The following is a 24364-nucleotide window of genomic DNA, read 5'->3' as shown; positions in this document are numbered from 1 at the left end:
ACGGCAAGATCGTCGACGAACTCCACAACCCCACCGCCGACACCGTCCTGGACCGCATGCGCCGCTTCGACGCCAAGGGCCGCACCAGCTGAGCCAGCGAGCCGACCGAAGCCCTCGAACCTCCCCAGGACACCTCATGTATCGCACCGCACTGCGCAATGTGCTGGCCCACAAGGGCCGACTGCTGATGACGGCGCTGGCCGTCATGCTCGGCACCGCCTTCGTCGCCGGCACCATGGTCTTCTCCGACACCTTCGGCAAGGCCCTGCGGGACAGCAACTCCAAGAGCTACTCGGACGTCGCCGTCCAGGTCGTGGACCGCGCGGCCGGCTCCGGCGCCTCGGCCAAGCAGAAGAGCGAGGCCGGCGCCGGCCTCACCGACGACACCGTCCAGCAGTTGGCCGCACTGCCCGGCACGGCGAGCGCGCGCGGCGTGGCCGGCGGCTTCACCGGGGTCGCCGACAAGAAGGGCAACCTGATCGGCCAGGTCTGGTCGGCCAAGGGCGCCAACTTCGCCCCGGGCCAGGACGGCCGGGACCCGCGCTACCCGATGACCGAGGGTCAGGGGCCGAAGAACGCCAAGGAGGTCGCCCTCGACCGCAGGACCGCCGACAAGGCGGGCTACAAGGTCGGCGACACCGTCCGGGTGGCCGCCAACGGTCCGGTGATCGAGGCGAAGCTCACCGGTGTCTTCACCACCGACGACCCGGTGGTCAACACCGGCGGCACCCTCACCCTGTTCGACCGGGCCACCGCCCAGCAGACGCTGCTGGAGCCGGGCCGCTACAGCAGCGTCGTGCTCACCGCCAAGCCCGGCACCTCCCAGGACGCGCTGCTCGCCCAGGTCGAGTCGAAGCTCCCGGCCGCCCAGCACTTCGACGTCGAGACGGGCGCCAAGCTGCAGGCGGACGAGCAGGCGCAGATCACCAAGGGCACCGACAGCATGCGCACCATGCTGCTGGTCTTCGCCTTCATCTCGCTCTTCGTCGGCATCTTCATCATCGCCAACACCTTCACCATGCTGGTCGCCCAGCGCACCAAGGAGCTCGCGCTGCTGCGGGCGATCGGCGCGAGCCGCAAGCAGGTGACCCGCTCGGTGCTGATCGAGGCGCTGCTGATCGGCACCGTCTCGGCGGCGGCCGGCCTGCTGGCCGGGGTCGGGATCGGCGCCGGGATGCAGTCGCTGATCGGCTCGCTGGACGAGAACATGCCGAGCGGCGCGCTGGTGATCAAGCCGATGACCGTCGTGGTGACCCTCGTGGTGGGCGTCCTGGTGACGGTCCTGTCCGCCCTGCTGCCGGCCGTGCGGGCCGCCCGGATCGCGCCGGTGGCGGCGATGAGCAGCGGCGACCAGCCGACCAGTCAGAAGAGCCTGGTGGTCCGCAACAGCATCGGTTCGGTGCTCGCCGGCGGCGGCCTGGCGCTGATCGCCTACGGCGCCTCCACCGGCAACGACAGCGGCCGGATGCCGGTCGGCGCGGGTGCCTTCCTGGCCCTGATCGGCGTGTTCGTGCTGCTTCCGCTGCTCTCGCGCCCGGTGGTCGCCCTGGTCGGCCCGCTGCTGCGGGGGCTGGGCGGCACTCCCGGCAAGCTCGCCCAGCAGAACGCGGTGCGCAACCCGCGCCGCACCGCGGCCACCGCCGCCGCGCTCACCATCGGACTGACCCTGGTCACCGGTCTGACCGTGATCGGCACCTCGGTCGGGGACACCATCGACCGGGCCGTCACCAAGTCGATGAAGGCCGACTACCTCGTCTCGGCCGCCAACCGGATGGGCCTCTCCGAGCAGGTGCCCGCCCAGATCGCCAAGGCCCCCGGGGTCGCCGCCTCCTCGCCGATGACCTCCACCGACTGGAAGCTCAACGGCACCTACAAGGAGATCACCGGCCTCGACCCGGCCGTCCTGGAGCAGGTCGTCGACATCAAGCTGAGCAGCGGTTCCACCGCCGGCCTCGGCCAGGGCCGACTGCTGGTGGACCAGGACGTCGCCACCACGTTCAACGTCACCACCGGCTCGACGATGGCGGTCTCCTACCCGGACGGCTCCACCGGTCAGCTCACCGTCGGCGGCGTGTACGAGAAGGGCGGCATGCTCGGCCCGGTCCTGCTGGCCAACAGCGAGATCGCCAAGCACGAGCCGAAGCCGTACGTCCCCCAGGTCCTGGTCAAGGGCAAGGACGGCGCCACCGCCGGGCTCAAGCAGTCGATCAAGGACGCCACGGGCGCCAACCCGGTGATCGAGGTCAAGTCCAAGCAGGACGTCCGGGACCAGTTCAGCCAGGTCATCACCTTCGCGCTGAACCTGATGTACGGCCTGCTGGGCATGGCGGTCCTGATCGCCGTCCTGGGCGTGATCAACACGCTGGCCATGTCGGTCTTCGAGCGCAAGCGCGAGATCGGGATGCTGCGGGCGATCGGCCTGGACCGGAGCGGCATCAAGCGGATGGTCCGGCTGGAGTCGGTGGTGATCTCGCTCTTCGGCGCCGGGATCGGCCTGCTGCTCGGCTGCTTCATCGCCTGGGCGATCAACGGGACGCTCAAGTCCAGCCTGAGCGGGCTGACCACCGTCCTGCCGTACGGCCAGCTGGCGCTCTTCCTGGGCCTGGCCGGGCTGGTCGGCCTGGTGGCCGCGATCTGGCCGGCCCGCCGGGCCGCCAAGCTGGACATCCTGTCGAGCATCAAGACCGACTGACGCCCCGTCGGCCGGCTCCGCCCGCCCCCGGTCGCACCCGCGGCCGGGGGCGGGCGCACGCACCGCGGGGGCACGGCAGGAGCCCCTGCCGGAGGGTTCTCGGCAGGGGCTCCACTACTGCTGTACTCCGCCCGGTCGCACGGCCGGCTGAGCACCACGGAGGTCGTGGTCCGGCGACACTGCCGGGCGGAGGGCCTCCGACTCATACCCCGGCGCTCCCACACCGGGGTCCAGTCGCTTACTTGCTGGCGAGCTCCTTGTCGGCGGCCGGCTTGGCGGCCTCGACGGGCTTGGTGGGCGGCGTGACCTCCTGGATCGGAAGCTGCGGCTTCTCCATCTGGGAGAGGCCGACCGCCTCGCGCTTGAGGAACATCGCGAGGGTCCAGTCGGTGAAGACGCGGACCTTGCGGTTGAAGGTCGGGACCATCGCGCCGTGGTACAGGCGGTGGAACCACCAGGCCGGACGGCCCTTCAGCTTGTACTTGCCGAAGAGGATCGCCACGCCCTTGTGCAGGCCGAGACCGGCGACCGCACCCAGGTTCTTGTGCTTGTACTCCTTCTGCGGGAAGCCCCGCATGCCGGAGATCACGTTGTCACCGAGGACGACGGCCTGGCGGCAGGCGTGCTGGGCGTTCGGCGGGCACCAGGCGCCCTCGCCGGCGGCGAGGTCCGGGACCTGGGCGTTGTCGCCGGCGGACCAGACATAGTCGAAGCCCTGGACCTGGAGGGTCGGCGCGGTGTCGACGTGGCCGCGCGGGCCCAGCGGCAGGCCGAAGTTGGCCAGCACCGGGTTCGGCTTCACGCCGGCCGTCCACACGATGGTGGCGGCGTCCATCTCCATGCCGTTCTTCAGCACGACGTGGCCGTCGACGCAGGAGTCCATCGAGGTCTCGATGTAGACCTCGATGTCGCGCTCCTCGAGCTTCTCCTTGGTCCACAGACCGAGGTCCGGGCCCATCTCGGGGAGGATGCGGTTGGCCGCCTCGACGACGACGAAGCGCATGTCGTCGCGGCTGACGGTCTTGTACAGCTTGGCCGCGTCGCGGGCCATGTCCTCGACCTCGGCGACCGTCTCGATGCCGGCGAAGCCGCCGCCGATGACGACGAAGGTCAGGGCCTTGCGGCGGACCTCCTCGTCCGAGGTGGACTCGGCCTTGTCGAGCTGGGCCATGACGTGGTTGCGGAGGCCGATGGCCTCCTCGACCGTCTTCATGCCGATGCCGTTCTCCGCCAGACCCGGGATCGGGAAGGTGCGGGAGACCGAGCCGGTCGCGACGACCAGGTACTCGAAGGGCAGCTCGTAGCTGTCGCCGGCCGCCGGCTGGATGGTCGCGACCTTGCGGGCGTGGTCGATGCCGGTGACGGACCCGGTCAGCACCTCCGCCTGCTTGAGGGTCTTGCGCAGCGGCGCGACGAGGTTGCGGGGCGCGACGTTGCCGCCGGCCGCCTCGGGGAGGAAGGGCAGGTACGTCATGTACGACCGCGGGTCGACGACCGTGACGGTCGCTTCGCCGTAGCGCATCTTCTTGAGGATGCGCATCGCGGCATACAGGCCGACGTAACCACCGCCGACAATGAGGATGCGAGGACGCTCCGTGGTGCTCATATCCGAAAGTATCCAGCACCGTCCGGAGCAGCCTTCGTGAGCCCGGTCACAAGCTCATGGACACCCCGTGCTACACTGCGCGCCCGCAAAAACCGGCCCGGCGCACCGGCTCACGGGCCCCGGGGGCCCCTCGTGAACGTGCGCCGGAGCACTACCCGGCTGAGCAGCAACGATCCGTACAGCGCCCGGGTTCCCGCTCGTGATTTCGATTTTCAAACCCTGAACGAGGCCTGACCTGCGATCCAAGGGGCCGTACGACCGAAGGGCCTTCGGTCTCACAATTCGGGCGTAGCGGGCCACGGGGTGCGACGAAAGACTGGATCGCCATGTGAAGAAATTCACGAAGGTTCTCGCACGCACCCGGGCGCGCCCCGGCCCCGGCACCCCGAAAGGGGCGCCGGGGCCGGTGGAGTAAGGCCTGCGGACGGTCAGGAGGCCGTACTCCAGGCGATGCCGTCCAGGATGTCGTGCTCGCTCACGACCACCTCGGCGGCGCCGGTGCGGTCCATGATCTCCAGCAGTTCCAGCGCGCCCGCCGCGATCACGTCCACCCGGCCCGGATGCATCGACGGGATGGCCGCGCGCTCGGCGTGGGTGGCGGCCAGCAGCTCGCGGGCGATCTCGGCGACCCGCTCGCGGCTGATCCGGGAGTGGTGGATCCGCTCCGACTGGTAGGCGGGCAGGTCCTGGGCGATCGCGGACACCGTGGTGACCGTCCCGGCCAGGCCCACCAGGGTGGCCGCACCGGTCAGCGGGACGACCTCCTCGGCCTTGTCCAGCTCGGCCCGCACGTGCGCCCGGGCCTGCGCGATCTGCTCCGGCGAGGGCAGTTCCGCGCCGTCGAAGTGCCGCTCGGTCAGCCGCACGCAGCCGATGTCCACCGAGCGCGCCGCCTGGACCTGCGCCCCGCCGAGCACGAACTCGGTGGAGCCGCCGCCCAGGTCGAAGACCAGGTAGGGGGCGGGGAAGGGCCCGCCGGCCAGCTCCTTGGTGGCGCCGACGAAGGACAGGTGCGCCTCCTCCTCGCCGCTCACCACCTCCGGCTCGACGCCCAGGATGTCGCGCACGCCCTTGACGTACTCGTCGCTGTTCTCGGCGTCCCGGGAAGCGCTGGTGGCGACGAAGCGGGTGCGCTCCGGGCCGACGCCGAAGCCCGCGATGACCTCCCGGTACTCGCGGCAGGCGGCGAAGGTGCGCTCCAGCGCGTCCGGGTGCAGCCGGCCGGTGCGGTCCACGCCCTGGCCCAGCCGGTTGATGATCATGCGGCGGTCGAGGTCGGTGATCTCGCCGGTCTCCGGGTCCAGGTCGGCGACCAGCAGCCGGATCGAGTTGGTGCCGCAGTCGATCGCGGCCACACGGGTCGTGCTCACTCGGACTCCTGCTCCGCCGTCGCGTCCTGCCCCGCCGTGCCGTCCTCGGCGGCGCGCTTCTTCGCGGCCCGCTCGGCGGTCTTCTGCTGCTTGGCCGCGATCACGGCCTCGTGGTCCTGGTCCTTGGCGCGGTTGCGCAGCACCCGGTCACCGGCCGCCTCGACCTCCGCCGGGGAGACGCACGGGCCCTTGGCCCACCAGTCCTCCAGCATGCCGATCGCCTCGTCGCCGAGCGGGTTGACGCCCTCTCCGGCCGCCAGCGAGTGGCCGACCAGCACGTGCAGGCACTTCACCCGGTCCGGCATGCCGCCGGCGCTCGGGAAGCCCTCCAGCACCTCGATCGCGTCGCGCCGGGCGATGTAGTCCTCGTGCGCCTTCTGGTAGGCGGCGGCCAGCTCCGGGTCCTCGGCGAGCCGGGCCGTCTGGTCCTTCATCACGCCCTCCGCCTCCAGGGTGCCGATCAGCGAGGCGGCCTTGGGGCAGGTCAGGTAGTACAGCGTCGGGAACGGCGTGCCGTCCGGCAGCCGGGGGGCCGTCTCCACGACGTCGGGGTTGCCGCAGGGGCAGCGGTGCGCCACACCGCGCAGGCCGCGCGGCACCCGGCCGAGCTGGGCGGCGATGGCCGCGACGTCGGCGTCGGAGACGGCGGGGTGGTTCTCAGTGGTCATGGGGGGTGGGGTCTCCAACGGAGGACGGGGGGAGCGGACGGGGTGCGGCGGGGGCCAGCGCGACGGTGTCGGCGGCGTCCACCGAGTCCCAGATGCTGGTGTACCAGGGCTTGTCGGCCTTCGCCGGGCCGGCGGCCGCGTCGGCGGCGGCGGTGGCCGAACCGGCCGGCGCGGAGGGCCGGGCGGCCGGCCCGGCCGGGTCCACCGCGATGTACGGGGTCTCCCCCGGCACCGCGTAGTGCAGCCGGGCGCGGGCCTGCGCCTTGACGTACTCCGGGTCCTGCCAGCGCGCCTTGTCCCGGCGCAGCTGGTCGACCTGCTGGCGCGCGTGGTCGGCCTTCGCCCGCTGGGCGGAGATCTCGGCGCGCTGGGAGATGAACTGCCGCGTGGGGTAGGCCAGGATCGCCACCAGCGAGCAGAGCACCAGGACGAGGACGGTCGCCCGGCTCGTGAACCGAGGCCGGGCCGCCAAGCCCGGGATCCTCCAGCCAGCCATCTCCCGTATCCCCTCCTGGTCGCGACGGTGCCCCGCCGTCCACCCTACGGGGTGAGCGGCGGGGCACCGGTCAGGCGTGCGCTACCGGGGGCCGCGGGCCCCCGGGATCAGGGCCGGACGCCGCCCGGCCCGGGCGCGCTCAGCCCTCGTGCTTGAACCGCGGGAAGGCGCCGCGGCCGGCGTACTCGGCGGCGTCGTCGAGGATCTCCTCGATGCGCAGCAGCTGGTTGTACTTGGCGACGCGCTCGGAGCGGGCCGGGGCACCGGTCTTGATCTGGCCGCAGTTGGTGGCGACGGCCAGGTCGGCGATGGTGACGTCCTCGGTCTCGCCGGAGCGGTGCGACATCATGCAGCGGTAGCCGTTGCGCTGGGCCAGCTCGACGGCGTCCAGGGTCTCGGTCAGCGAGCCGATCTGGTTCACCTTCACCAGCAGCGCGTTGGCGGTGCCGGTCTCGATGCCCTTGGCCAGGCGGGCCGGGTTGGTGACGAACAGGTCGTCGCCGACCAGCTGGACCTTGTCGCCCAGCTTGACGGTCATGGCCTTCCAGCCGTCCCAGTCCGACTCGTCCAGCGGGTCCTCGATGGAGACCAGCGGGTAGGAGGCGACCAGCTCGGCGTAGTACTCGATGAGCTCGGCGGCCGACAGGGCCTTGCCCTCGAACTGGTAGGCGCCGTCCTGGAAGAACTCGGAGGCGGCGACGTCCAGGGCCAGCGCGATGTCGCGGCCGGGCACGTAGCCGGCCTTCTGGATGGCCTCGGTGATGAGGTCCAGGGCCTCGCGGTTGCTGTCCAGGTTCGGCGCGAAGCCGCCCTCGTCGCCGAGGCCGGTGGACAGGCCGCGCTCCTTCAGCACGCCCTTGAGGGTGTGGTAGACCTCGACGCCCCAGCGGACGGCCTCGGAGAAGGACTCCGCGCCGATCGGAGCGATCATGAACTCCTGGATGTCGACGTTGGAGTCCGCGTGCGAGCCGCCGTTGAGGATGTTCATCATCGGGACCGGCAGGACGTGGGCGTTCGGGCCGCCCAGGTAGCGGAACAGCGGCAGGTCGCTGGCCTCGGAGGCGGCGTGCGCGACGGCCAGCGAGACGCCCAGGATGGCGTTGGCGCCGAGCGAGGACTTGTCCGGGGTGGCGTCCAGGTCGAGCATGGCCTGGTCGATCAGGCGCTGCTCGGTGGCGTCGTAGCCGACCAGCTCCGGGCCGATCTGCTCGATGACGGCCAGGACGGCCTTCTCCACGCCCTTGCCGAAGTAACGGTTCTTGTCGCCGTCGCGCAGTTCGAGCGCCTCGAAGGCGCCGGTCGAGGCACCCGACGGAACAGCGGCACGACCCGTGCTGCCGTCGTCGAGGCCGACCTCGACCTCGACCGTGGGGTTGCCGCGGGAGTCGAGGATTTCACGGGCTACGACGACATCGATGGACGGCACGAAGCATCTCCTTGCGGAAGCAGGGTCCGGCTGCGGGTGGTGCTGTCGGCCGGACGATTGCGGAGTCGTTACGACCAGAGCCTAACCGCCCGGGCTCCCGGGGCCACCTCGGCCCGGGCTGCGTCTCACCGTGTGGCCCGGCTACCCACCGGTAGTTCACCTGCTCGTCCCGGTGCGTCCCACCGGGGCGTCCATCGGGGCGGGCGAACGCGGACGTAGGGGGCCGCCGGGCGCGGCCCCCTACGTGTCCAGCGTGTCGTTCGCCGTGGAACGGTCCGGCTCAGCCCAGGTGCAGGACCTGGCCGGGCACGATCATGTCCGGGTTGCCGCCGACCGTGGTGCGGTTGCCGTCGTAGAGCGCCTGCCAGCCGCCGGACACGCCCTGGGCGGTGGCGATGCCCGACAGGGTGTCACCGTCCCGGACGGTGTAGTCGTGGCCGGTCGTGGCGGCCGGGGCCTGCGCGGCCCGCGGGGCGGCGTGCTTGGGGGCGTACTGCTGCGCCGACGGGGCGGCGGGCTGCTCGGCCTGCTTCGGCGCGGCGTGCTTCGGCGCGTACTGCTGGACCGGCTTCGGCTGGGCGGGCTTGGCGGCGGCCTTGGGGGCCTGCTGCTTGGGTGCCTGCTTCTGGGCCTGCTGCTTCTGCGGCTTGGCGTCCGAGGAGGTGTCCACCTGGGCCGGGGCGCCGCCCTTGCTCAGGCCCGCCTTCTGGGAGCAGACCGGCCAGGCGCCGGGGCCCTGCGAGGCGAGGACCTTCTCGGCGACGGCGATCTGCTGCCCCTTGCTGGCCTGGTTGGCCTGCGCCGCGTACGCGGTGCCGCCGTACGCCTTCCAGGTGCTGGGGGTGAACTGGAGGCCGCCGGAGAAGCCGTTGCCGGTGTTGATGCTCCAGTTGCCGCCGCTCTCGCACTGGGCGACGGAGTCCCAGACGGAGGCCGGGGCGGCGGAGGCGCCGGTGGCGGAGAGGAGCGGCAGTGCGAGTCCGACGCCGGCCACACCGGCGACGGCGATGGCCTTCTCGGCCTGGGTGCGACGGCGATGACGGCCGGTTCCAACGAACAGCATGAAGGTCCCTCTCCGCACGCCTGCGAGGTGAGCTGTCGGGTTCGGACCGGGAGGTGGCCCGGCCGCCGTCTGCGGAATCGATTCCGCGCGGGCGGCTTCACCCCGAGCCGTGGAGGAACGGCAACAAACCTGGTTCCCCCGCCCCTGCCCAGGGTTCTGGTCGGTTTCCCGTGACGCGGCGGGCAGGATTCGGCGTCCGCGCACGAGGTCCGCAGCTGCGAACTCCACGGAGACTAGACAGATCCTCAGACGAATCACAAGCTCATATCACCGACATCACACAAGAATTACGGCCCGTGTTCGATCGCCTACCAACGGCGGGGCTTTGTCCGGTTTGATGAGCGTTCATACCACCGCCGGTGGCCGGTTCCGGATGCTTCGTCAGCGTGTCGTGGCCTCAGGACGACTGTGCGGCGACCGGGGCTCCGGACTGAATTCGACCGGAAGTTCGCGCAATCCACGCATGATCAGGCCACCCCGCCAGCGCAGATTCTCCGGGCTTTCGGCCAGCCGCAGATCCGGCAGCCGGGAAAGCAGCGTGGCCAGCGCGGACCGCCCCTCCAGCCGGGCCAGCGGGGCTCCGATGCAGTAGTGGATGCCGTGCCCGAACCCCAGGTGCGGGTTGTCGCTCCGGGCCAGGTCGAGGGTGTTCTCGTCGGAGAACCTGGCCGGATCGCGGTCCGCCGCCGCCAGCACCACCAGCACCGGGTCCCCGACCGGGATCTCCACCCCGCCGATGGTCAGCGGAGCGGTCGCGAACCGCCAGGTCGCCAACTCCACCGGCCCGTCGTAGCGCAGGAGTTCCTCGATCCCGGTCTCCAGCAGCGCGGTCTCGCCGCGGGCCACCGACTCCTGCAGCAGGGCCCGCTGCCCGGGATTGCGCAGCAGCGCGTACGTCCCGTTGCCGATCAGGTTCACCGTCGTCTCGAACCCGGCGAAGAGGAGGATGAAGGCCATCGCGGCGGCCTCGTTCTCGGTCAGGTGCTCGCCGTGGTCGCTCGCCCGGATCAGGCCGGAGATCAGGTCGTCCCCGAGGTCCGCCCGCTTGCGGTGGATCAGCTCCAGCAGGTACGCCCGCATCCGCTTCACCGCCCGCCCCACGCCGCCGCGTTGGCCGCCCCCGTGCCGGATCATCATTCCGGCCCAGTCCCGGAAGTCGTCCTGGTCCTCGGAGGGAACGCCGAGCATGTCGCAGATCGCGTAGATGGGGAGCGGGAACGCGAACTCGTGGATCAGGTCCGCCGAACCGCGCTGCGCGAAGCCGTCGATCAGCCGGTCGGTGAGCTGCTGCACCCGCGGCTCGAACTCCGCCACCCGGCGCGGCGTGAACGCCTTCGACACCAGGCGGCGCAGCCGGGTGTGGTCCGGCGGGTCGATGTTCAGCAGGTGGGTCATCAGGTCCGCCTGCCGCTCCCCCGGGATGCCCACCCGGCCGGTGCGGTGCGCCTGCCCGCTGTGGTGCGCCGGGTTCTTCGAGAGCCGGCCGTCCGCGAGCGCCTGCCGGGCGTCCGCGTAGCGCGTCACCAGCCAGGCCTCCACCCCGCTCGGCAGCGTGGTGCGGTGCACCGGGGCGTGCTCGCGCAGCCAGGCGTAGGCGGGGTACGGGTCGGCGGCGAACTCCCAGGTGAAGAGCTGCGGGTCGGGCTGGACGGCGGGCTGGGCGCCCTCGGGCTGAGCTGGCATGGGTCGACCGTAACCGCTGGACCGGAGGGGCCCGGACCACCGGCGCACGCGCCCCCGCGGCCGGCCGGAGGCCACCGCCGCGCGAACCGTCCGTGACCGGCGCGCGAGCGGAACGCCGACACTCCGTGGACGGCCCGTGGACGGTGCGTGGACGGGCCTTGGCCAGCTCTTGGCCGGGCGGCAGGCGTGAGCCTGGTCACCTGAGGGGTAATCCCTGTTGCGGAGGGTCAGGACCTGCCTACGATCCTCCGAAGTACGCGCGGGCGCCGGTGCGGTGTCGCCCGCAGGGAGGAGCTGGACCAATGACGGTCAGCGGAGCAGTCGTCGTCATCGCGGTACTCGCGGGCGGTTCGGGGGCCGACCTCGCCCGCCGGTTCACCGCGGCCGGCACCGCCGGGATGCTGATCGCCGACACCCACGTCGGCATCGCCGAGGACCTCGCCTCCGAACTCGACCGGCCGGGCTGCCCCGTGGTCGGCGTCTCCGGCGACATCCGCCGGCCCAGCGACGTCGCCGCGCTGGTCGACACCGCCGAGAAGCACTTCGGTCCGATCGACCTCTTCTGCGTGGCGGGGCCGAGGGGCGAGCGGATCGTCTCCCTCGCCGACCTGCCCGCCCACCTCGACCTGGAGCGCCTCGCCGAACTGGTCGTCCTGATCGGCGAGGCGATCGGCGAGCTCGTCCCGCCGCAGCGGTGCGCCACCGAGCGCACGGCGACGGCGGCCTGAGCCGCCCCGCCACCGAGGTCTACTCCGGCCGGAGCCCCTCGGCCGCGCGCACCGCGTCCCGGTAGCCGCGCGCGGCCGAGCGCAGCGCCGCGTCCACGTCCACCCCGGCGTCGTGCGCCCGCTGCGCCACCGCCAGCAGCAGCCGGCCCGCCGACTCGGCGGTCAGCTCGCGCGGCAGCTCGTACGGCTCGTCCGGCACCCCCGCGAAGCCCGCCCGGCGCACCCGGGACACCAGCTTCGCCGCGTACGCCAGCGCCGGCAGCCCGGCCGGCACGCCGTCCAGGACGGACTCCCGGTCCGCCTTCTCGGCCGCCTTCAACTGCTCCCAGTTCGCCTCCGCCTCGTCGGCGCCCGCCACCTCGACGTCCCCGAACACGTGCGGGTGCCGGTACAGCAGCTTCTCGACCATGTCCCCGGCCACGTCGTCGATCGTGAACGGATCGGTCGGGTGCTCCTCCGCGACCCGGGCGTGGAAGAACACCTGGAACAGCACGTCGCCCAGCTCCTCGCGCAGCGCGTCCCGGTCCCCCTCCTCGATCGCCTCGACCAGCTCGTAGGCCTCCTCGACCAGGTACTTCACCAGGCTCTCGTGGGTCTGCTCGGCGTCCCACGGGCAGCCGCCCGGCGAGCGCAGCCGGTCCATCACCGAGGCGAGGTCCAGCAGCCGCGCCCCCGGCAGGTCGTACGAGCCGGGCAGCACCTCGATCTCCGGCACCTCCCCGGCGTGCTCCACCGCGAGCCGGGCCAGCGCGTCCGTCAGCCCCGGGTCCCCGTCCGGGCCGCCCAGCCACACCGTCGCCCCCGCCCCGGCCGGCTGCCCGGTCAGCAGCCGCGCCAGCGCCGGCGCCGACCCGGCCGGCGCCACCTCCACCGCCACCCCGGCCTGCCGCACCGCCGGCACCTGCGGGTGCCCCTCGTCCCCGACCAGCACCCGCCCGGCCGACCGCAGCGCCTCCCAGGCCGGCCACGCCAGCAGGCCGGGGGCCACCCGGTGGGTGGTGGTCAGCAGGATCAACTTCGCGCCCGGAGCGTCCGTCGGCACAGCATTCGTCGTCACCCCTCGAACCTACCCGCCGCGGGCACCCCGGGCCCGGCCGGTGGCCGGCGGCCGAACGGCGGCCCCGGGCCGGGCCCGGAACCGCCGTGAACCGCCGTGGACGGCCGCCGACCTGAACACCGCCGGCCGCCGGGGGCTACTTCTTCGTCCCCGCCAGGTCGTCGAACATGGCCGACAGGAACTCGGTGCACCAGCCGAGCAGTTCGCGCCCGACCAGCGGCTTGCCGCCGATCCGGCCGGTGCTCGGCCGGGGCACCAGGAGCTGCTGGGCCGCCGCCTTGACCTGGCTGCGCGGGTAGAGCCGGTTCAGCCGCAGCTGCTGGGACTCCCGCAGCTCCACCGGGCCGAAGCGGACGTTGGAGCCCTGGAGGGTGATGTCCGAGATCCCGCAGCGGCGGGCGTACAGCCGCAGGCCGGCGACCATCAGCAGGTTCTCGACCGGCTCGGGCAGCTTCCCGTAGCGGTCCGCCAGCTCGTCCCGGACCTGCTGGATGTCCGCCTCCGAGTTGACCGCCGCGATCGAGCGGTAGGCCTGCAGCCGCAGCCGCTCGCCGGGGGCGTAGTCGTGCGGCACGTGGGCGTCGACCGGCAGCTCGATCTTCACCTCCAGCGGCTCCTCCTCCGGCTCGCCGCCGTTCGCCAGCGACTCGCGGAACTCGGCCACCGCCTCGCCGACCATCCGCATGTAGAGGTCGAAGCCGACGCCCGCGATGTGCCCGGACTGCTCGCCGCCGAGCAGGTTGCCGGCGCCGCGGATCTCCAGGTCCTTCATGGCGACGTACATGCCGGCGCCCATCTCGGTGTGCTGGGCGATGGTGGCCAGCCGCTCGTGGGCCGTCTCGGTGAGCGGCTTCTCCGGCGGGTACAGCATGTACGCGTAGCCGCGCTCGCGCCCGCGCCCGACCCGGCCGCGCAGCTGGTGCAGCTGCGACAGGCCGAAGGTGTCGCCGCGCTCGACGATCAGGGTGTTGGCGTTGGAGATGTCGATGCCGGACTCCACGATCGTGGTCGACACCAGGACGTCGAACTCCTTCTCCCAGAAGTCGACGACGACCTTCTCCAGCTGGTTCTCCCCCATCTGCCCGTGCGCGGTGGCGATCCGCGCCTCGGGGACGAGGTCCTTGAGCCGGGCGGCCGCCTTGTCGATCGACTCGACCCGGTTGTGGATGTAGAACACCTGTCCCTCGCGCAGGAGTTCACGCCGGATCGCGGCCGAGATCTGCTTCTCGTCGTACGGCCCGACGAAGGTCAGCACCGGGTGCCGCTCCTCCGGCGGGGTGGTGATGGTGGACATCTCGCGGATGCCGGTGACGGCCATCTCCAGGGTGCGCGGGATCGGCGTCGCGGACATGGTGAGCACGTCCACGTTGGCGCGCAGCTTCTTCAACTGCTCCTTGTGCTCGACGCCGAAGCGCTGCTCCTCGTCGACGATGACCAGGCCGAGGTCCTTGAACCTGGTCTCCGAGGAGAACAGCCGGTGGGTGCCGATGACGACGTCCACCGAGCCCTCGAACAGCCCCTCCAGGACGGCCTTGGCCTCGCTGTCGGTCTGGAAGCGGGACAGCGCCTTCACGGTGACCGGGAAGTTGGCGTACCGCTCGGCGAAGGTGGAGAAGTGCTGCTGCACCAGCAGGGTGGTCGGGACCAGCACGGCGACCTGCTTGCCGTCCTGCACCGCCTTGAACGCGGCCCGCACCGCGATCTCGGTCTTGCCGTAGCCGACGTCGCCGCAGATCAGCCGGTCCATCGGGACGGACTTCTCCATGTCCGACTTGACCTCGGCGATGGTGGTCAGCTGGTCCGGCGTCTCCGCGTACGGGAAGGCGTCCTCCAGCTCGCGCTGCCACGGGGTGTCCGGGCCGAAGGTGTGGCCGGGGGCGGCCATCCGGGCCGAGTACAGCTTGATCAGGTCGGCGGCGATCTCCTTGACCGCCTTCTTGGCCCGCTGCTTGGTCTTGGCCCAGTCCGCGCCGCCGAGCCGGTGCAGCGTCGGGGCCTCGCCGCCGACGTACTTGGTGACCTGGTCGAGCTGGTCGGTCGGCACGAACAGCCGGTCGCCGGGGTGGCCGCGCTTGGCGGGGGCGTACTCCAGCACCAGGTACTCGCGGGTGGCGCCCTGGACGGTGCGCTGCACCATCTCGACGTACCGGCCGACGCCGTGCGCCTCGTGCACCACGTAGTCGCCGGCCGCCAGGGCCAGCGGGTCGATCGCGTTGCGGCGCCGGGACGGCATCCGGCGCATGTCCTTGGTGGAGGACTTCTGGCCGGACAGGTCGGTCTCGGTGATGACGGTGAGCTTGAGCCGCTCGTCCACGAAGCCGTGCTCGATGGAGCCGCAGGAGACGTACACGACGTCCCGGGTGGGCGCCTCGGCGAGGTCGGCGACCAGCCGGGCCGGAATGCCCTCGTTGCCGAGCACCTCGGCCAGCCGGGAGGCCGGGCCGTGCCCCTCGGTCACCATGACGACCCGCCAGTTGGCGGCCAGCCGCTCCTTGGCGTCGGCGATCGCCCGGGCGGTGTCGCCCCGGTAGGCCTCGACGGCGTGCATGCCGAGGGTCAGCGTGTTGACGTCGAACTCCAGGATGCCGTCGACCGTCGACTCGCTGGTCGCGAACGGGCTGACGGACCACCAGGGCAGGCCGATCTCGTCGGCGTGCTCGCGCACCTCGGCGAGCGAGCGCAGCGAGGCGGCGGAGACGTCGATGGCCTCCAGGTCGATCGGCCGGTCGCCGCCGGCGGCCGCCGCGACCCAGGAGGCCTGGAGGAACTCCTGGCTGGTGGCCACCAGGTCGGCCGCTCTGGTCCGGACCCGCTCCGGGTCGCAGACCACCGTGACCGAGCCGAGCGGCAGCACGTCGAGCAGCAGCTCCATGTCGTCCACCAGCACGGGTGCCAGCGACTCCATGCCCTCGACCGCGATGCCCTCCGCGATCCTGTCCAGGATCTCCGCCAACCCGGGCTGCTGGGCCGACAGTTCGGCGGCCCGGGCGCGCACCTGGTCGGTCAGCAGCAGCTCCCGGCAGGGCGGCGCCCACAGGCCGTGCTCGGCGATCTCCAGCGAGCGCTGGTCGGCGACCTTGAAGTAGCGGATCTCCTCGACCTCGTCGCCCCAGAACTCCACCCGCAGCGGGTGCTCCTCGGTCGGCGGGAAGACGTCCAGGATGCCGCCGCGGACGGCGAACTCGCCGCGCTTCTCGACCAGTTCGACCCGCGCGTAGGCGGCCGCGGCGAGCCCGCGGGCGACCTCCTCCAGGTCGTGGGTCTCCCCGCGCCGGACGGCCACCGGCTCCAGCTCGGCCAGCCCCTTCACCTGCGGCTGGAGCACCGAGCGGACCGGGGCGACGATCACCTGCACCGGACCGGCCGCCGGATCGTCCGCCCGCGGGTGCGCGATCCGGCGCAGCACGGCCAGCCGGCGGCCGACGGTGTCCGAGCGGGGCGACAGCCGCTCGTGCGGCAGGGTCTCCCAGGCGGGGTACTCGGCGACCGCGTCGGCGGGCAGCAGCGAGCGCAGCGAGGCGGCCAGGTCCTCGGCCTCCCGCCCGGTCGCGGTGACGGCCAGCACCGGACGGCCCCGCTCACCGGCCGCCCGGCCGGCCAGCGCGCGGGCCAGCGCGGCGACGGCGAACGGCCGGGCCGCGGGCGGTCCGACCAGGTCCAGGTGCCGGCGGCCGCCGGCCGCGGCTCCGGTGGCGGTGGCCGCCTCGATCGCCTCGGCGAGCGCCGCGTCCCGCGCGACGACATCGAGCAGTCCGGTCAGACTCATCTGGGGTCTCTTCTTCGTGCCGTGGCTGGTGCTGCCTCCGGGCGGCGAACGGCCCACCGGGGCAACGCGAATGGCCCGGCACGCCGAGCGGCCGGGGGTCTCCAGCCTACGCCGCGGCACGGACGGGCACGCGGCGTAGGAGCCCGGCGGGGCCGCGCCGTCCGGGCGACCGGCCGCGCGGGGATGATCCGGCAGCCGCCGGGGCGTTCCTGGCAGGGACACGACCGCAGGCGAACCACTGGACGGAACACCGGACCGACCGGTGGACGAACCGCTCGGGCACCGGCCCCGACCGGGCTCCGCCATCCGCCACGAACTGGACATACTCCTGTCACTGGCCGTCCATGGAGATCGCGCACCATGGTGAATGTGCCCGCCGCACCCAACCGTGGGGGATGGCTGTGGCGGCACTGTCGCACCCCCGATGGGGGTCGGAGGTGCGAGGCCGGGCGACCCTGGGTGGGGGCGCCCGCCCAAGCGCCGGGAACCGTGGCGCCCTTTCCTGGAGGGCGCCACGGGTCTCGGCCTCTTCGCGTTGCGCCCGCCTGCTCCAGCCCTACCAGCGGGACAGGTTGATGTCGTACATCATCACCTGGCGGCCCTGGTTGGCGTTGAAGTCGTAGCGCTCCCAGGTGAAGACGGTCCAGGAGCCGAGTCCGCCGCCCAGATAGGTGATGACCTTGTTGTTGCCCGCGTCGATCCGGTCGACGTTGTAGACCCGCAGGGACATCCAGCCGTCGTTCGCGAAGCAGAGCTGCCCGCTGTAGCCGTAGTTCCAGACCTTCGCGAAATCGTCCCGGTTCCCGCAGTCGACCCGTTCCACGGCCCGCGCCGCGGTCGTCGGCAGCAGGGTCGCGGCGGCGGCCGTGAGAACCGCCAGAACGCCGACGCGACGGGCCTTGCCCATTCCGTTCCGAACGGTGGAGCGGGGATCGGTGCGGCGAATCATGTAACCCCTCCCTCGACAACGGCTCCGTCGACAACGGCCGGGTTCCCGAGATTTGCACGGCGGGCCCGCACCGCACAGGTGTTTTCCGGCCAAGCCGGGATTCGCCCGGCGACCGGGGAACGTACCCGGACGACATGAGCTATGGTCCCAACACGCCTGCCGTGCTTGAGGATCGGAGCAGAAGCTTGGCACCTCCCGCCCGATTCGGACGATTCACCGCCGCCACCCTCGCGGCCACCCTTTCGGTATTGTCCGCGGGTTGTTCGAGCGAATCCGGAAAGGCCTCCGCCGATTCCGCGCCGACCCCGCCGGTGCTCGGTTCCACGGCCGCTCCGGAATCCGGCCGGGGCGGATTGACCGGACTTCCGCTGTCCGCTTATCAGGCCGACGACCGGCCCGCGGTCAAGGAGATCCAGGCCCGGAACGCGCTGACCGTCTCGTGCATGCACCGGGCCGGCTTCGCCGGGTTCACCGGGGACGGGCTGCAGGCCGCCCAGCCGCCGGACAACGCGACCGCACTGCCGGCCGGCGCCTGGGGCTACCTCGGCGCGGAGGCCGCCGCCACCCTGGGCTTCCACCCGCCCCGGCGGTCGGCCCCCCGGCCGGACCCCGCCCCGGCCGGTTCCGGCGAGGCCTACGACGGCGCCCGGGTGGACTGCGACCGGCAGACCGCCGAACGGATCGGCTCGCCGCCGGCGGCGGGCAGCCGACTGGTCGACCGGCTGTTCCAGGAGTCGACGACGGCCACCGCCCGGGACGCCCGGGTGGTGGCGGCCACCGGGCAGTGGACCGCCTGCATGACGGCCGCCGGCTTCCGGACCACCACCCCCGAGGAGCTGGCGCACGGGTACTCGACCACGCCGGACCCCACCCCGGCCGAGCTGGCCGCCGCCCGCGCCGACGCGGACTGCACCGCCCGCTCCGGCCTGGCCGGCCTCTGGTTCGCCGTGCTGGCCGGCTACCAGCGGCAGCTGATCGACCACAACGCACAGGCCCTGACCGCCCAGCAGGAGGCGGTCAGGGCCAAGGACGCGAAGCTCACCCGGCTGATCGCGGGCGAGGGCGGCTGAGGACTACTTGCGGCGGTAGGACACCGTGTTGGGGGGTGCGTAACCGGCGCCGTCGTCCACGATGATGATCTTCGGGATGACCCGGGTCTCCTCGGCGCCCGCGGCACCCGCGGCGCCTGCCGCACCGTTCACGCCCTCCGCCGCGTCCACGTCGGCCACGGGCCCGGGCGGCGTCGCGGGCTTCGGCGGCACCGCGGCCGGGACGACCGGACCGGTCACCACCGGGTCGCCGGCGCCCCCGACCTCGGCTTCGACGGGCTTGGCGTCGACGGGCTTGGCGTCGGCGGGCTTGGCATCGGCGGTCCTGGCCGCCACGGCGCCGCCGACCACCGGCTGCCGCAGCAGCGCCGTCGCACCGGGCCGCGCACCGCTGGGCCGGGCACCTCCGGGAGCCTCGGCGGGGGCAGCCGCCGGGGCAGCGGCGGGAGCGTCGGCCGGTCCGTCGGCCGGGGTCGCGGCGCCGCGCAGGTCCGGCAGCGGGATCTCCCCGGTGTCCGCCTCCGAGTCGACCGGCGCGGTGTCCGCCACCTTGTCCGCCACCGCGTCCGCCGGTCCGGCCGCGGCGGCCCCGGCGGCGGCCGCGGCCAGCCGCTCGGGCTCGATCTGCCCGACCGCCGCGCCGGTGAGCGAGGCCAGCGTCGCCTTGATGTGGTCCAGGTGCTGCTGCACCGTCTCCAGCCGGGCGTCGAAGGCCTGCTGCTCGCGCTCGCTCTCCGCGTTGATCTTCTCGGCCTCCCGGCGGGCCTTCTCGACCAGCTGGTCGGCCTTGGCCTGGGCGTCGGTCTCCAGCTGCTTGATCCGGTTCAGCACCGTCTCCCGGTGCTGCTCGGCCTCCTTGACCCGGCGCTCGGCCGTCGCGGAGACCTCCGCGTCCTCGGCGTCGGCCTTGGCCTGGGCCTCGGCGAAGGTCTCGTCGGCCTTGCGGCGCCTGGCGGCCAGCTCGGCCTCGGCGTGCTCGCTGGCCTCGGCGGCGGCCACCCGGACCTTGGCGGCGTAGGCGGTGGCACCGTCCCGGGCGGCGCGGCTCTCCCGGTCGGCGTCGGCGCGGATGCCCTCGGCCTCGGCGCGGGTGCGCTCGTCGGTGCGGCGGGCGGCGGCGTCGGCCTCGGCGCGGGTGGTGGTGGCGTACTCCTTGGCGGCCTTGTCGGCCTCCTGGCCGGCCTCGTAGACCTCGTCCCGCAGGTCCTCGGCGAAGCGCTCGGCCTTCTCCTTGACGGCGCGGGCCTCGTTCCGGGCCATCTCGGCCAGGCCGGCGGCCTGCTCGCTGAGCACCTCGTAGTCCGGCTCCGGGGCCTCCTCGGCGGCCTGGCGGATGTCGTCGAGCCTGGTCTCCATCTGCCGGATCCCGGCTCCCAGGACGCTCAGCCGCTCCCAGGCCTCGTCACGTTGTGCGGTCAGGGCGACCAGCGCCCGGTCGACCTGCTCGGGCGCGTAGCCGCGCCGGGCCTGGGTGAAGCCGTACTGGGGGACGGCGTCGCTCATGGGCTCTTCCCCTCGTTTCGCGGGCTGCGGAGCCCATGATCGGACGGACTGGACGGATCCGGAACCGGTTGGGACACCGGGGCCGAATCCGGTCGTCGTGCGGACCGGAATGTGTCGAGGACGGGGCGATGAGACCCATCCTCTTGACCTATTTTGCGCAGATCCGGACGAAACCCCAACGAGGCACAGCTGCCGGGGCACGCCGAAGGGGTCGTTCCGGACACCGGAACGACCCCTCCCACCTGCGAGGATCCGCGACGGTCCGCTACAGCAGACCGTCCCAGAACTGCTCCAGCAGCACGGCCCACCAAGTGTCCGCGGTCTGCAGGGCCGCCGGGTCGATCGCGGCGAGCTGGGCCTGGAAGTCGGTCGTCCAGCGACCGGCCTGCTCCGGCGTCAGCCCGTACCGCAGCCGCCACATCCGACCCAGCAGGGCCAGCGCGCGGACGAACTCCGGTACACCGGTGTTGACGAAGCGCGGCGGCTGGCCGGTTCCGTCGACGTCCACGGCGACCACGTTCGCGGTGCCGTACTGGACGCACAGCTGACGGCCGTAGTCGTTGCCGAGCACCAGGTAGCCGCCGAAGTCCGGGCCCTGCTGCAGGCCGCGCTCGGCGGCCAGCTCGGCCAGCGTCGGAATCGGCCGGCCCTCCTGCGCCTGGGCCCAGAAGAACGGCCCGAAGTCGCGCGGCAGCCCGGCCCACGTCAGCGTCTGCGACACCGGCTCCGGCACGCCCTGGCGGGAGACGGCGCGCTGCTCGTAGCGGAACAGGTTCTGGCCGAAGGCCGTCCCCAGCTCCTGGGCGAGCTGCTGGGGCGGCGCCGGCGGCAGCGCCTGGACCGTCCCCGGCGCGGGCAGCGGAACCCGGAACGGGCGGACCCGCTGGGCACCGGAGGCCAGCTGGTGCAGCTCGTCCAGGTGGTCCAGCAGCTCGGCCATCCCGGCCTGCCGGGAGGCGTGGTCGCGGCCGTACGGGGCGGTGTGGGTCAGCCGCACGTTCGGCCAGGAGGCCGCGATCATGCGGTTGCAGTAGCCGCCGGGCAGATCACACGACTCCAGCTCGGTGTAGAGCTCCAGCACCTGCTCCGGCGGCACGTTCAACCGCCGCAGGTCCTGGAGGATCTTCCACTCCGGGTGCGGGGTGCCCGGTTCGCTGCGGTGCAGCAGCTTCTGCTCCGAGCCGTCCGGGCCCCGGTAGCTGAGCGCGGCGAAGTAGCCCGGGCCCACCGCGGGCACCCCGGGCGGCACCGGCGCGCCCGGCGGCGGGCCGGTGACCGGGGTCGGCGGGACGACGCCGGGCGCGGCACCCGCGTTCGGGTAGCCGTACCCGGCCGCCGGCGCGGCCGGAGCCGCCGGGCCGCCGGGCGGCGGCGGGACGGCCGGACCGCCGGACGGCGGGGTGCCCGGGTCCGCCGGGCCGCCGAGCAGCGCGGGGTCGATCGCGCTCGCCAGCTGGGTCGCCTCGTACGCCACACCGGCGGCGGCCGGGGCGGGCCCGCCCTGCGGCGCGGGAGCCGGGGCCTCACCGGAGCGCAGGCCCGCCGGCGGCGGGGGCGGCGGGACCGAACCGCCCGACCGGCCGCCCGCAGCGGCGGCGGGCGTGCCCGACCCCGGGGTCTGCCGCAGCCCGGCGGGCGGGGGCGGCGGCGGGGCCGAGGCGGGGTTGCGGCCCAGCCCGCCCGAGCCGGAGGCACCGGACGGTCCGCCCGGAGCGCCGCGCAGCGCGGCCGGCGGGGGCGGCGGCGGGGCCGAACCCGGGCCGCGGCCGAGACCGGCGCCCTGGGCCGGCGGGGCCGCGGGCGGGGCGGCCGGGCCGGGGGCGCCGGGCAGGCCGGCCAGCCCGCCGGGCGAGGCCAGCATGGTGGGCGCCTGCTCCACCGGGGCGGCGGGCGGGGCGGCCGGGGCGGCCGGGGCGCCGGGCAGGCCCATCAGGCCCGGCACGGCGTCCGGCGGCGCGAGCAGCGTCGGCGCCGGCTCGGCGGCCGGGGCGGGCACCGGGACCGGAGCGGGCGGGGCGACGGGCGGCGCGGCCGGGGCCGGGGCCTGGGCCTGGGCCTGGGCGACCGGCGGCTGGGCACCGACCGGCGGCAGGCCGTGGCCGCCGCCCGGGGGCATCAGCATCGTCGCGGCCTCGGCCCCGGCCGGGGCGGGCGCCTCGGGCAGGTCCGAACCGGAGGTACGCAGGCCCTCCGGCATCAGCACGGTCGCCGCCTCGGCCGCGACCGGCGCGGGCGGCGGCGTCGAGGCGCTCGGCGGCAGCGGGGCGGCGAACGGGTCCTCGCCCGGCGGCGGCGCGAGCATGGTCGGCGCGTCCCCGGCGGGCCGCGCGGAGACCGGCGGCTCGGTCAGCACGGCGGGCGCCACCGGTACGGGCGCGGGCGGCAGCGGCGCGGGCGGCACGTCGGCAGGCGCGGGCGCGGCGACCGGTACGGGCGCGGCAGCCGGGGCCGGGGTCGGAGCCGGGGCCGCGGCACCGGCCAGCTTCTCGGCCTCCGCCGCGATCGCCGCCGCCCCCGCCTCCTGCAGCCACTGCGGCGGGCTGAGCAGGAAGGAGGTCGCCTCCACCGGCCCCGGTGCGGGCTTCGCCGCCCCGGCCGGGTTGGCCGCGACCGGCCGCCCGTACACCTCCTCGAACTGCCGGACCACCTCGTTGACGGGCAGCGCGGGCCACAGCGTGCTGGCGCCCGAGTCGCGGGCGATCACCAGCCGCGCCCCGCCCGCACCCGCGCCGCCGTCGGCACCGGCACCGGGCCCACCCGCCGTGTCCGCGGGCGAGACCGCCCAGCAGACGAAGCCGAGGTCGAACTCCCGGACCCGCACCTCGCGCTGCTGCCCGTGCGGCACCCCGCCGTTGACCCACTCCTCGGCGAGCTCCTGCGCCTGCGCGTACGTCACCACGCCCGGTTCACCCCTGTCCCCGTCGTCCCCACTCGTTCCCTCAACGCCGTTCCCGCGCTCACGTCAGTCCACCGGGACGGCCCGGGCGAACCCGCCGTCCACCATCAGCTCCGCGACCGTCTCCAGCTCCGGCGGGCTGCCGGCCAGCCGCAGCAGGAAGGCGTCGAAGTCGTCCCCGCAAGGCAGCAGCAGCCGGGCGCAGCGCTCCTCGGGGGCCTCCGGCCCGCCGGAGTCCCGGGCGTCGTCGTACAGGTGGAACCAGACCGAGCCGATCCGGTCGCCGCGCACCTTGAGCGCGATCAGGCCGCCCTGCGCGTAGGCGATGCCCAGGTAGTCCTTGGTGAGGTGGTCGCGCAGGCACTTGTTGGCGTAGACGACGTCCTCGGTGCCGTACTCCTCGGTGAGGGTGAGGAACGGCTGGTCGAGCAGCATGCCGAGCTCGGTGTCCAGCGCGACGCCGACCGGGCCGCGGCCGCCGCCGAGCTTGAGGAAGGTGCGGTAGGCACCGGGCAGCTGGTAGCCGAGGCGCTCCTCGGCGCGCTGCACCAGGTCCTCGGGGACGCCGATCGGGTCGCCGCCGTCCTTGGCCAGCGAGAAGTGGACGGGCCGGCGCTCCTGCAGCGGGCGGGTGCCCCGGCGGGTGTGGTCGGCGGGCGAGGTGGCCAGGCCGCCGTGGTGGCGCAGCAGGGACTTGACCTCGACCGGGACGAGCTCCATCCGGCGCCAGCCGGGGGCGGCCCGGCCGACCGCGTGGTGCCAGGTCCAGCCGGGCGGGGTCGCCACCGCGGTCTCCAGGTCGGCCCAGAGCGGGTGGCCCTGGGTGAACAGCGCGGCGTTGGCCGAGACGTAGTCGGTCAGCCGCAGTTCGTCCACGCCGAAGCCCTGCGGCGGGTCGGCGACCTCGGCCGCCGCGGCGGCGTACGGACCGAAGTCCGGGTAGCCGGCCTCGTCCACCCGGACCCCGGCCGGGTGCCGCTCGGCACGGACCGGGTCCGGGAACTGCACCACCTGACCTGCGTACGCCGCGTTCGGTGCGGCGGTGACGCCGGGCCGACCTGTCGTCATCTGGGAGCCCCCACTGGCTGCTGCAAAATGCTCGGTGCGCTTGCTGGGCACCAGCCTATTGGGTCACCCGCCCGGCCGACCCCTCGCACCCGGGGCCCGCCGCAACACCTCCACGACCCCTACCTGCCGGGCCCGTGTGACTCGTCGCGGGCGCCGTGGCCGCCGATCGGCCGTACGGCGGCGGCGAGTTCGTCGTCGTCGGTGAGCACCGCCCCGGCGTCGCCGTTGCCACCGGGGCCCGCCCGGGGCCCTCCCGGGGCTCGCTGCCGGAACCGTACCGGGCGGGGTCCGGACCGGGGGCGGTTTCGGTAAATCGACGGACAAGTCATGACGATGCGGTGCGG

The 24364-nt window shown here is 73.6% G+C and carries 15 protein-coding genes, 2 pseudogenes and 1 riboswitch; of the genes and pseudogenes, 4 read left to right on the top strand and 13 right to left on the bottom strand.

The genetic code is table 11. The annotated features are described in order from the left end of the window. Together ACFY2K_RS28565 and ACFY2K_RS28560 are read left to right on the top strand one after the other, a co-directional pair. Positions 1 to 92, top strand: a pseudogene (locus ACFY2K_RS28565) (ABC transporter ATP-binding protein); the annotation flags it as partial. A 44-nt stretch (positions 93 to 136) separates the two neighbouring features. Further along, positions 137 to 2692 (top strand): ABC transporter permease, encoded by a 2556-nt coding sequence (locus ACFY2K_RS28560; RefSeq protein WP_375884521.1) that lies wholly within the window; start codon positions 137 to 139, stop codon positions 2690 to 2692. 238 nt (positions 2693 to 2930) lie between these two features. On the opposite strand, the gene ACFY2K_RS28555 is transcribed toward ACFY2K_RS28560, so the two are convergent. From ACFY2K_RS28555 to ACFY2K_RS28525, 7 genes and pseudogenes are all read right to left on the bottom strand, one after another. Continuing rightward, positions 2931 to 4298 carry an NAD(P)/FAD-dependent oxidoreductase gene (locus ACFY2K_RS28555; RefSeq protein ID WP_350509113.1) on the bottom strand — a complete coding sequence of 456 codons (1368 nt, stop codon included), beginning with the start codon at positions 4296 to 4298 and terminating at the stop codon, positions 2931 to 2933. A gap of 428 nt (positions 4299 to 4726) precedes the next feature. After that, positions 4727 to 5668, bottom strand: coding sequence for an exopolyphosphatase (locus ACFY2K_RS28550; protein ID WP_380397637.1), 942 nt, complete (start codon positions 5666 to 5668; stop codon positions 4727 to 4729). 149 nt (positions 5669 to 5817) lie between these two features. Continuing rightward, positions 5818 to 6354, bottom strand: a pseudogene (locus ACFY2K_RS28545) (DUF501 domain-containing protein); the annotation flags it as partial. Beyond that, positions 6326 to 6808 carry a septum formation initiator family protein gene (locus tag ACFY2K_RS28540; RefSeq protein ID WP_375884516.1) on the bottom strand — a complete coding sequence of 161 codons (483 nt, stop codon included), beginning with the start codon at positions 6806 to 6808 and terminating at the stop codon, positions 6326 to 6328. The gene ACFY2K_RS28540 and the pseudogene ACFY2K_RS28545, both read right to left, overlap by 29 nt. 163 nt (positions 6809 to 6971) lie before the next feature. Beyond that, a complete protein-coding gene (gene eno, locus ACFY2K_RS28535) occupies positions 6972 to 8258 on the bottom strand; it encodes a phosphopyruvate hydratase (RefSeq protein WP_375884514.1) in 1287 nt (428 codons plus the stop codon). 280 nt (positions 8259 to 8538) lie between these two features. Further along, on the bottom strand, positions 8539 to 9321 hold the full coding sequence (locus ACFY2K_RS28530) for a transglycosylase family protein (RefSeq protein ID WP_380588701.1): 783 nt from the start codon (positions 9319 to 9321) through the stop codon (positions 8539 to 8541). A gap of 1 nt (position 9322) precedes the next feature. Further along, positions 9323 to 9493, bottom strand: a riboswitch (cyclic di-AMP (ydaO/yuaA leader). Between the two features lie 209 nt (positions 9494 to 9702). Further along, the gene (locus tag ACFY2K_RS28525; RefSeq protein WP_387715191.1) at positions 9703 to 11004 is read right to left on the bottom strand and encodes a cytochrome P450; all 1302 of its coding nucleotides are present in this window, start codon (positions 11002 to 11004) and stop codon (positions 9703 to 9705) included. A 302-nt stretch (positions 11005 to 11306) separates the two neighbouring features. On the opposite strand from ACFY2K_RS28525, the gene ACFY2K_RS28520 reads away from it, so the two are divergent. After that, entirely contained in the window at positions 11307 to 11732 is a 426-nt protein-coding gene (locus ACFY2K_RS28520; protein WP_375884505.1) for an SDR family NAD(P)-dependent oxidoreductase, read from the top strand. Positions 11733 to 11751: 19 nt separating this feature from the next. Here the strand turns inward: ACFY2K_RS28520 and ACFY2K_RS28515 are convergent, their stop codons facing one another. The 3 genes from ACFY2K_RS28515 to ACFY2K_RS28505 form a co-directional block, all read right to left on the bottom strand. Beyond that, entirely contained in the window at positions 11752 to 12789 is a 1038-nt protein-coding gene (locus ACFY2K_RS28515) for a MazG family protein (RefSeq protein WP_375884502.1), read from the bottom strand. 136 nt (positions 12790 to 12925) lie between these two features. Next, positions 12926 to 16555: a transcription-repair coupling factor gene (mfd, locus tag ACFY2K_RS28510; protein ID WP_387715187.1), complete on the bottom strand. Its 3630-nt coding sequence runs from the start codon at positions 16553 to 16555 to the stop codon at positions 12926 to 12928. Between the two features lie 556 nt (positions 16556 to 17111). Next, complete coding sequence (locus tag ACFY2K_RS28505) at positions 17112 to 17504, bottom strand: beta/gamma crystallin domain-containing protein (protein ID WP_380531560.1); 393 nt, start codon at positions 17502 to 17504, stop codon at positions 17112 to 17114. Positions 17505 to 17857: 353 nt separating this feature from the next. Between ACFY2K_RS28505 and ACFY2K_RS28500 the strand changes: the two genes are divergently transcribed. Beyond that, positions 17858 to 18574, top strand: coding sequence for a hypothetical protein (locus ACFY2K_RS28500; protein ID WP_387715183.1), 717 nt, complete (start codon positions 17858 to 17860; stop codon positions 18572 to 18574). A gap of 3 nt (positions 18575 to 18577) precedes the next feature. Here the strand turns inward: ACFY2K_RS28500 and ACFY2K_RS28495 are convergent, their stop codons facing one another. From ACFY2K_RS28495 to ACFY2K_RS28485, 3 genes are all read right to left on the bottom strand, one after another. Beyond that, positions 18578 to 20056 (bottom strand): hypothetical protein, encoded by a 1479-nt coding sequence (locus ACFY2K_RS28495; RefSeq protein ID WP_387715180.1) that lies wholly within the window; start codon positions 20054 to 20056, stop codon positions 18578 to 18580. 265 nt (positions 20057 to 20321) lie between these two features. Continuing rightward, positions 20322 to 22955, bottom strand: coding sequence for an SUKH-4 family immunity protein (locus ACFY2K_RS28490; RefSeq protein ID WP_387715177.1), 2634 nt, complete (start codon positions 22953 to 22955; stop codon positions 20322 to 20324). 63 nt (positions 22956 to 23018) lie between these two features. Beyond that, a complete protein-coding gene (locus ACFY2K_RS28485) occupies positions 23019 to 24020 on the bottom strand; it encodes an SMI1/KNR4 family protein (RefSeq protein WP_375892692.1) in 1002 nt (333 codons plus the stop codon). Between the last annotated feature and the right edge of the window lie 344 nt (positions 24021 to 24364).

The organism is Kitasatospora sp. NPDC001309 (genome assembly GCF_042896295.1).
In the GTDB taxonomy this organism is placed as follows: Bacteria; Actinomycetota; Actinomycetes; order Streptomycetales; family Streptomycetaceae; genus Kitasatospora.
This window is presented reverse-complemented; position numbering and strand designations above follow the sequence as displayed.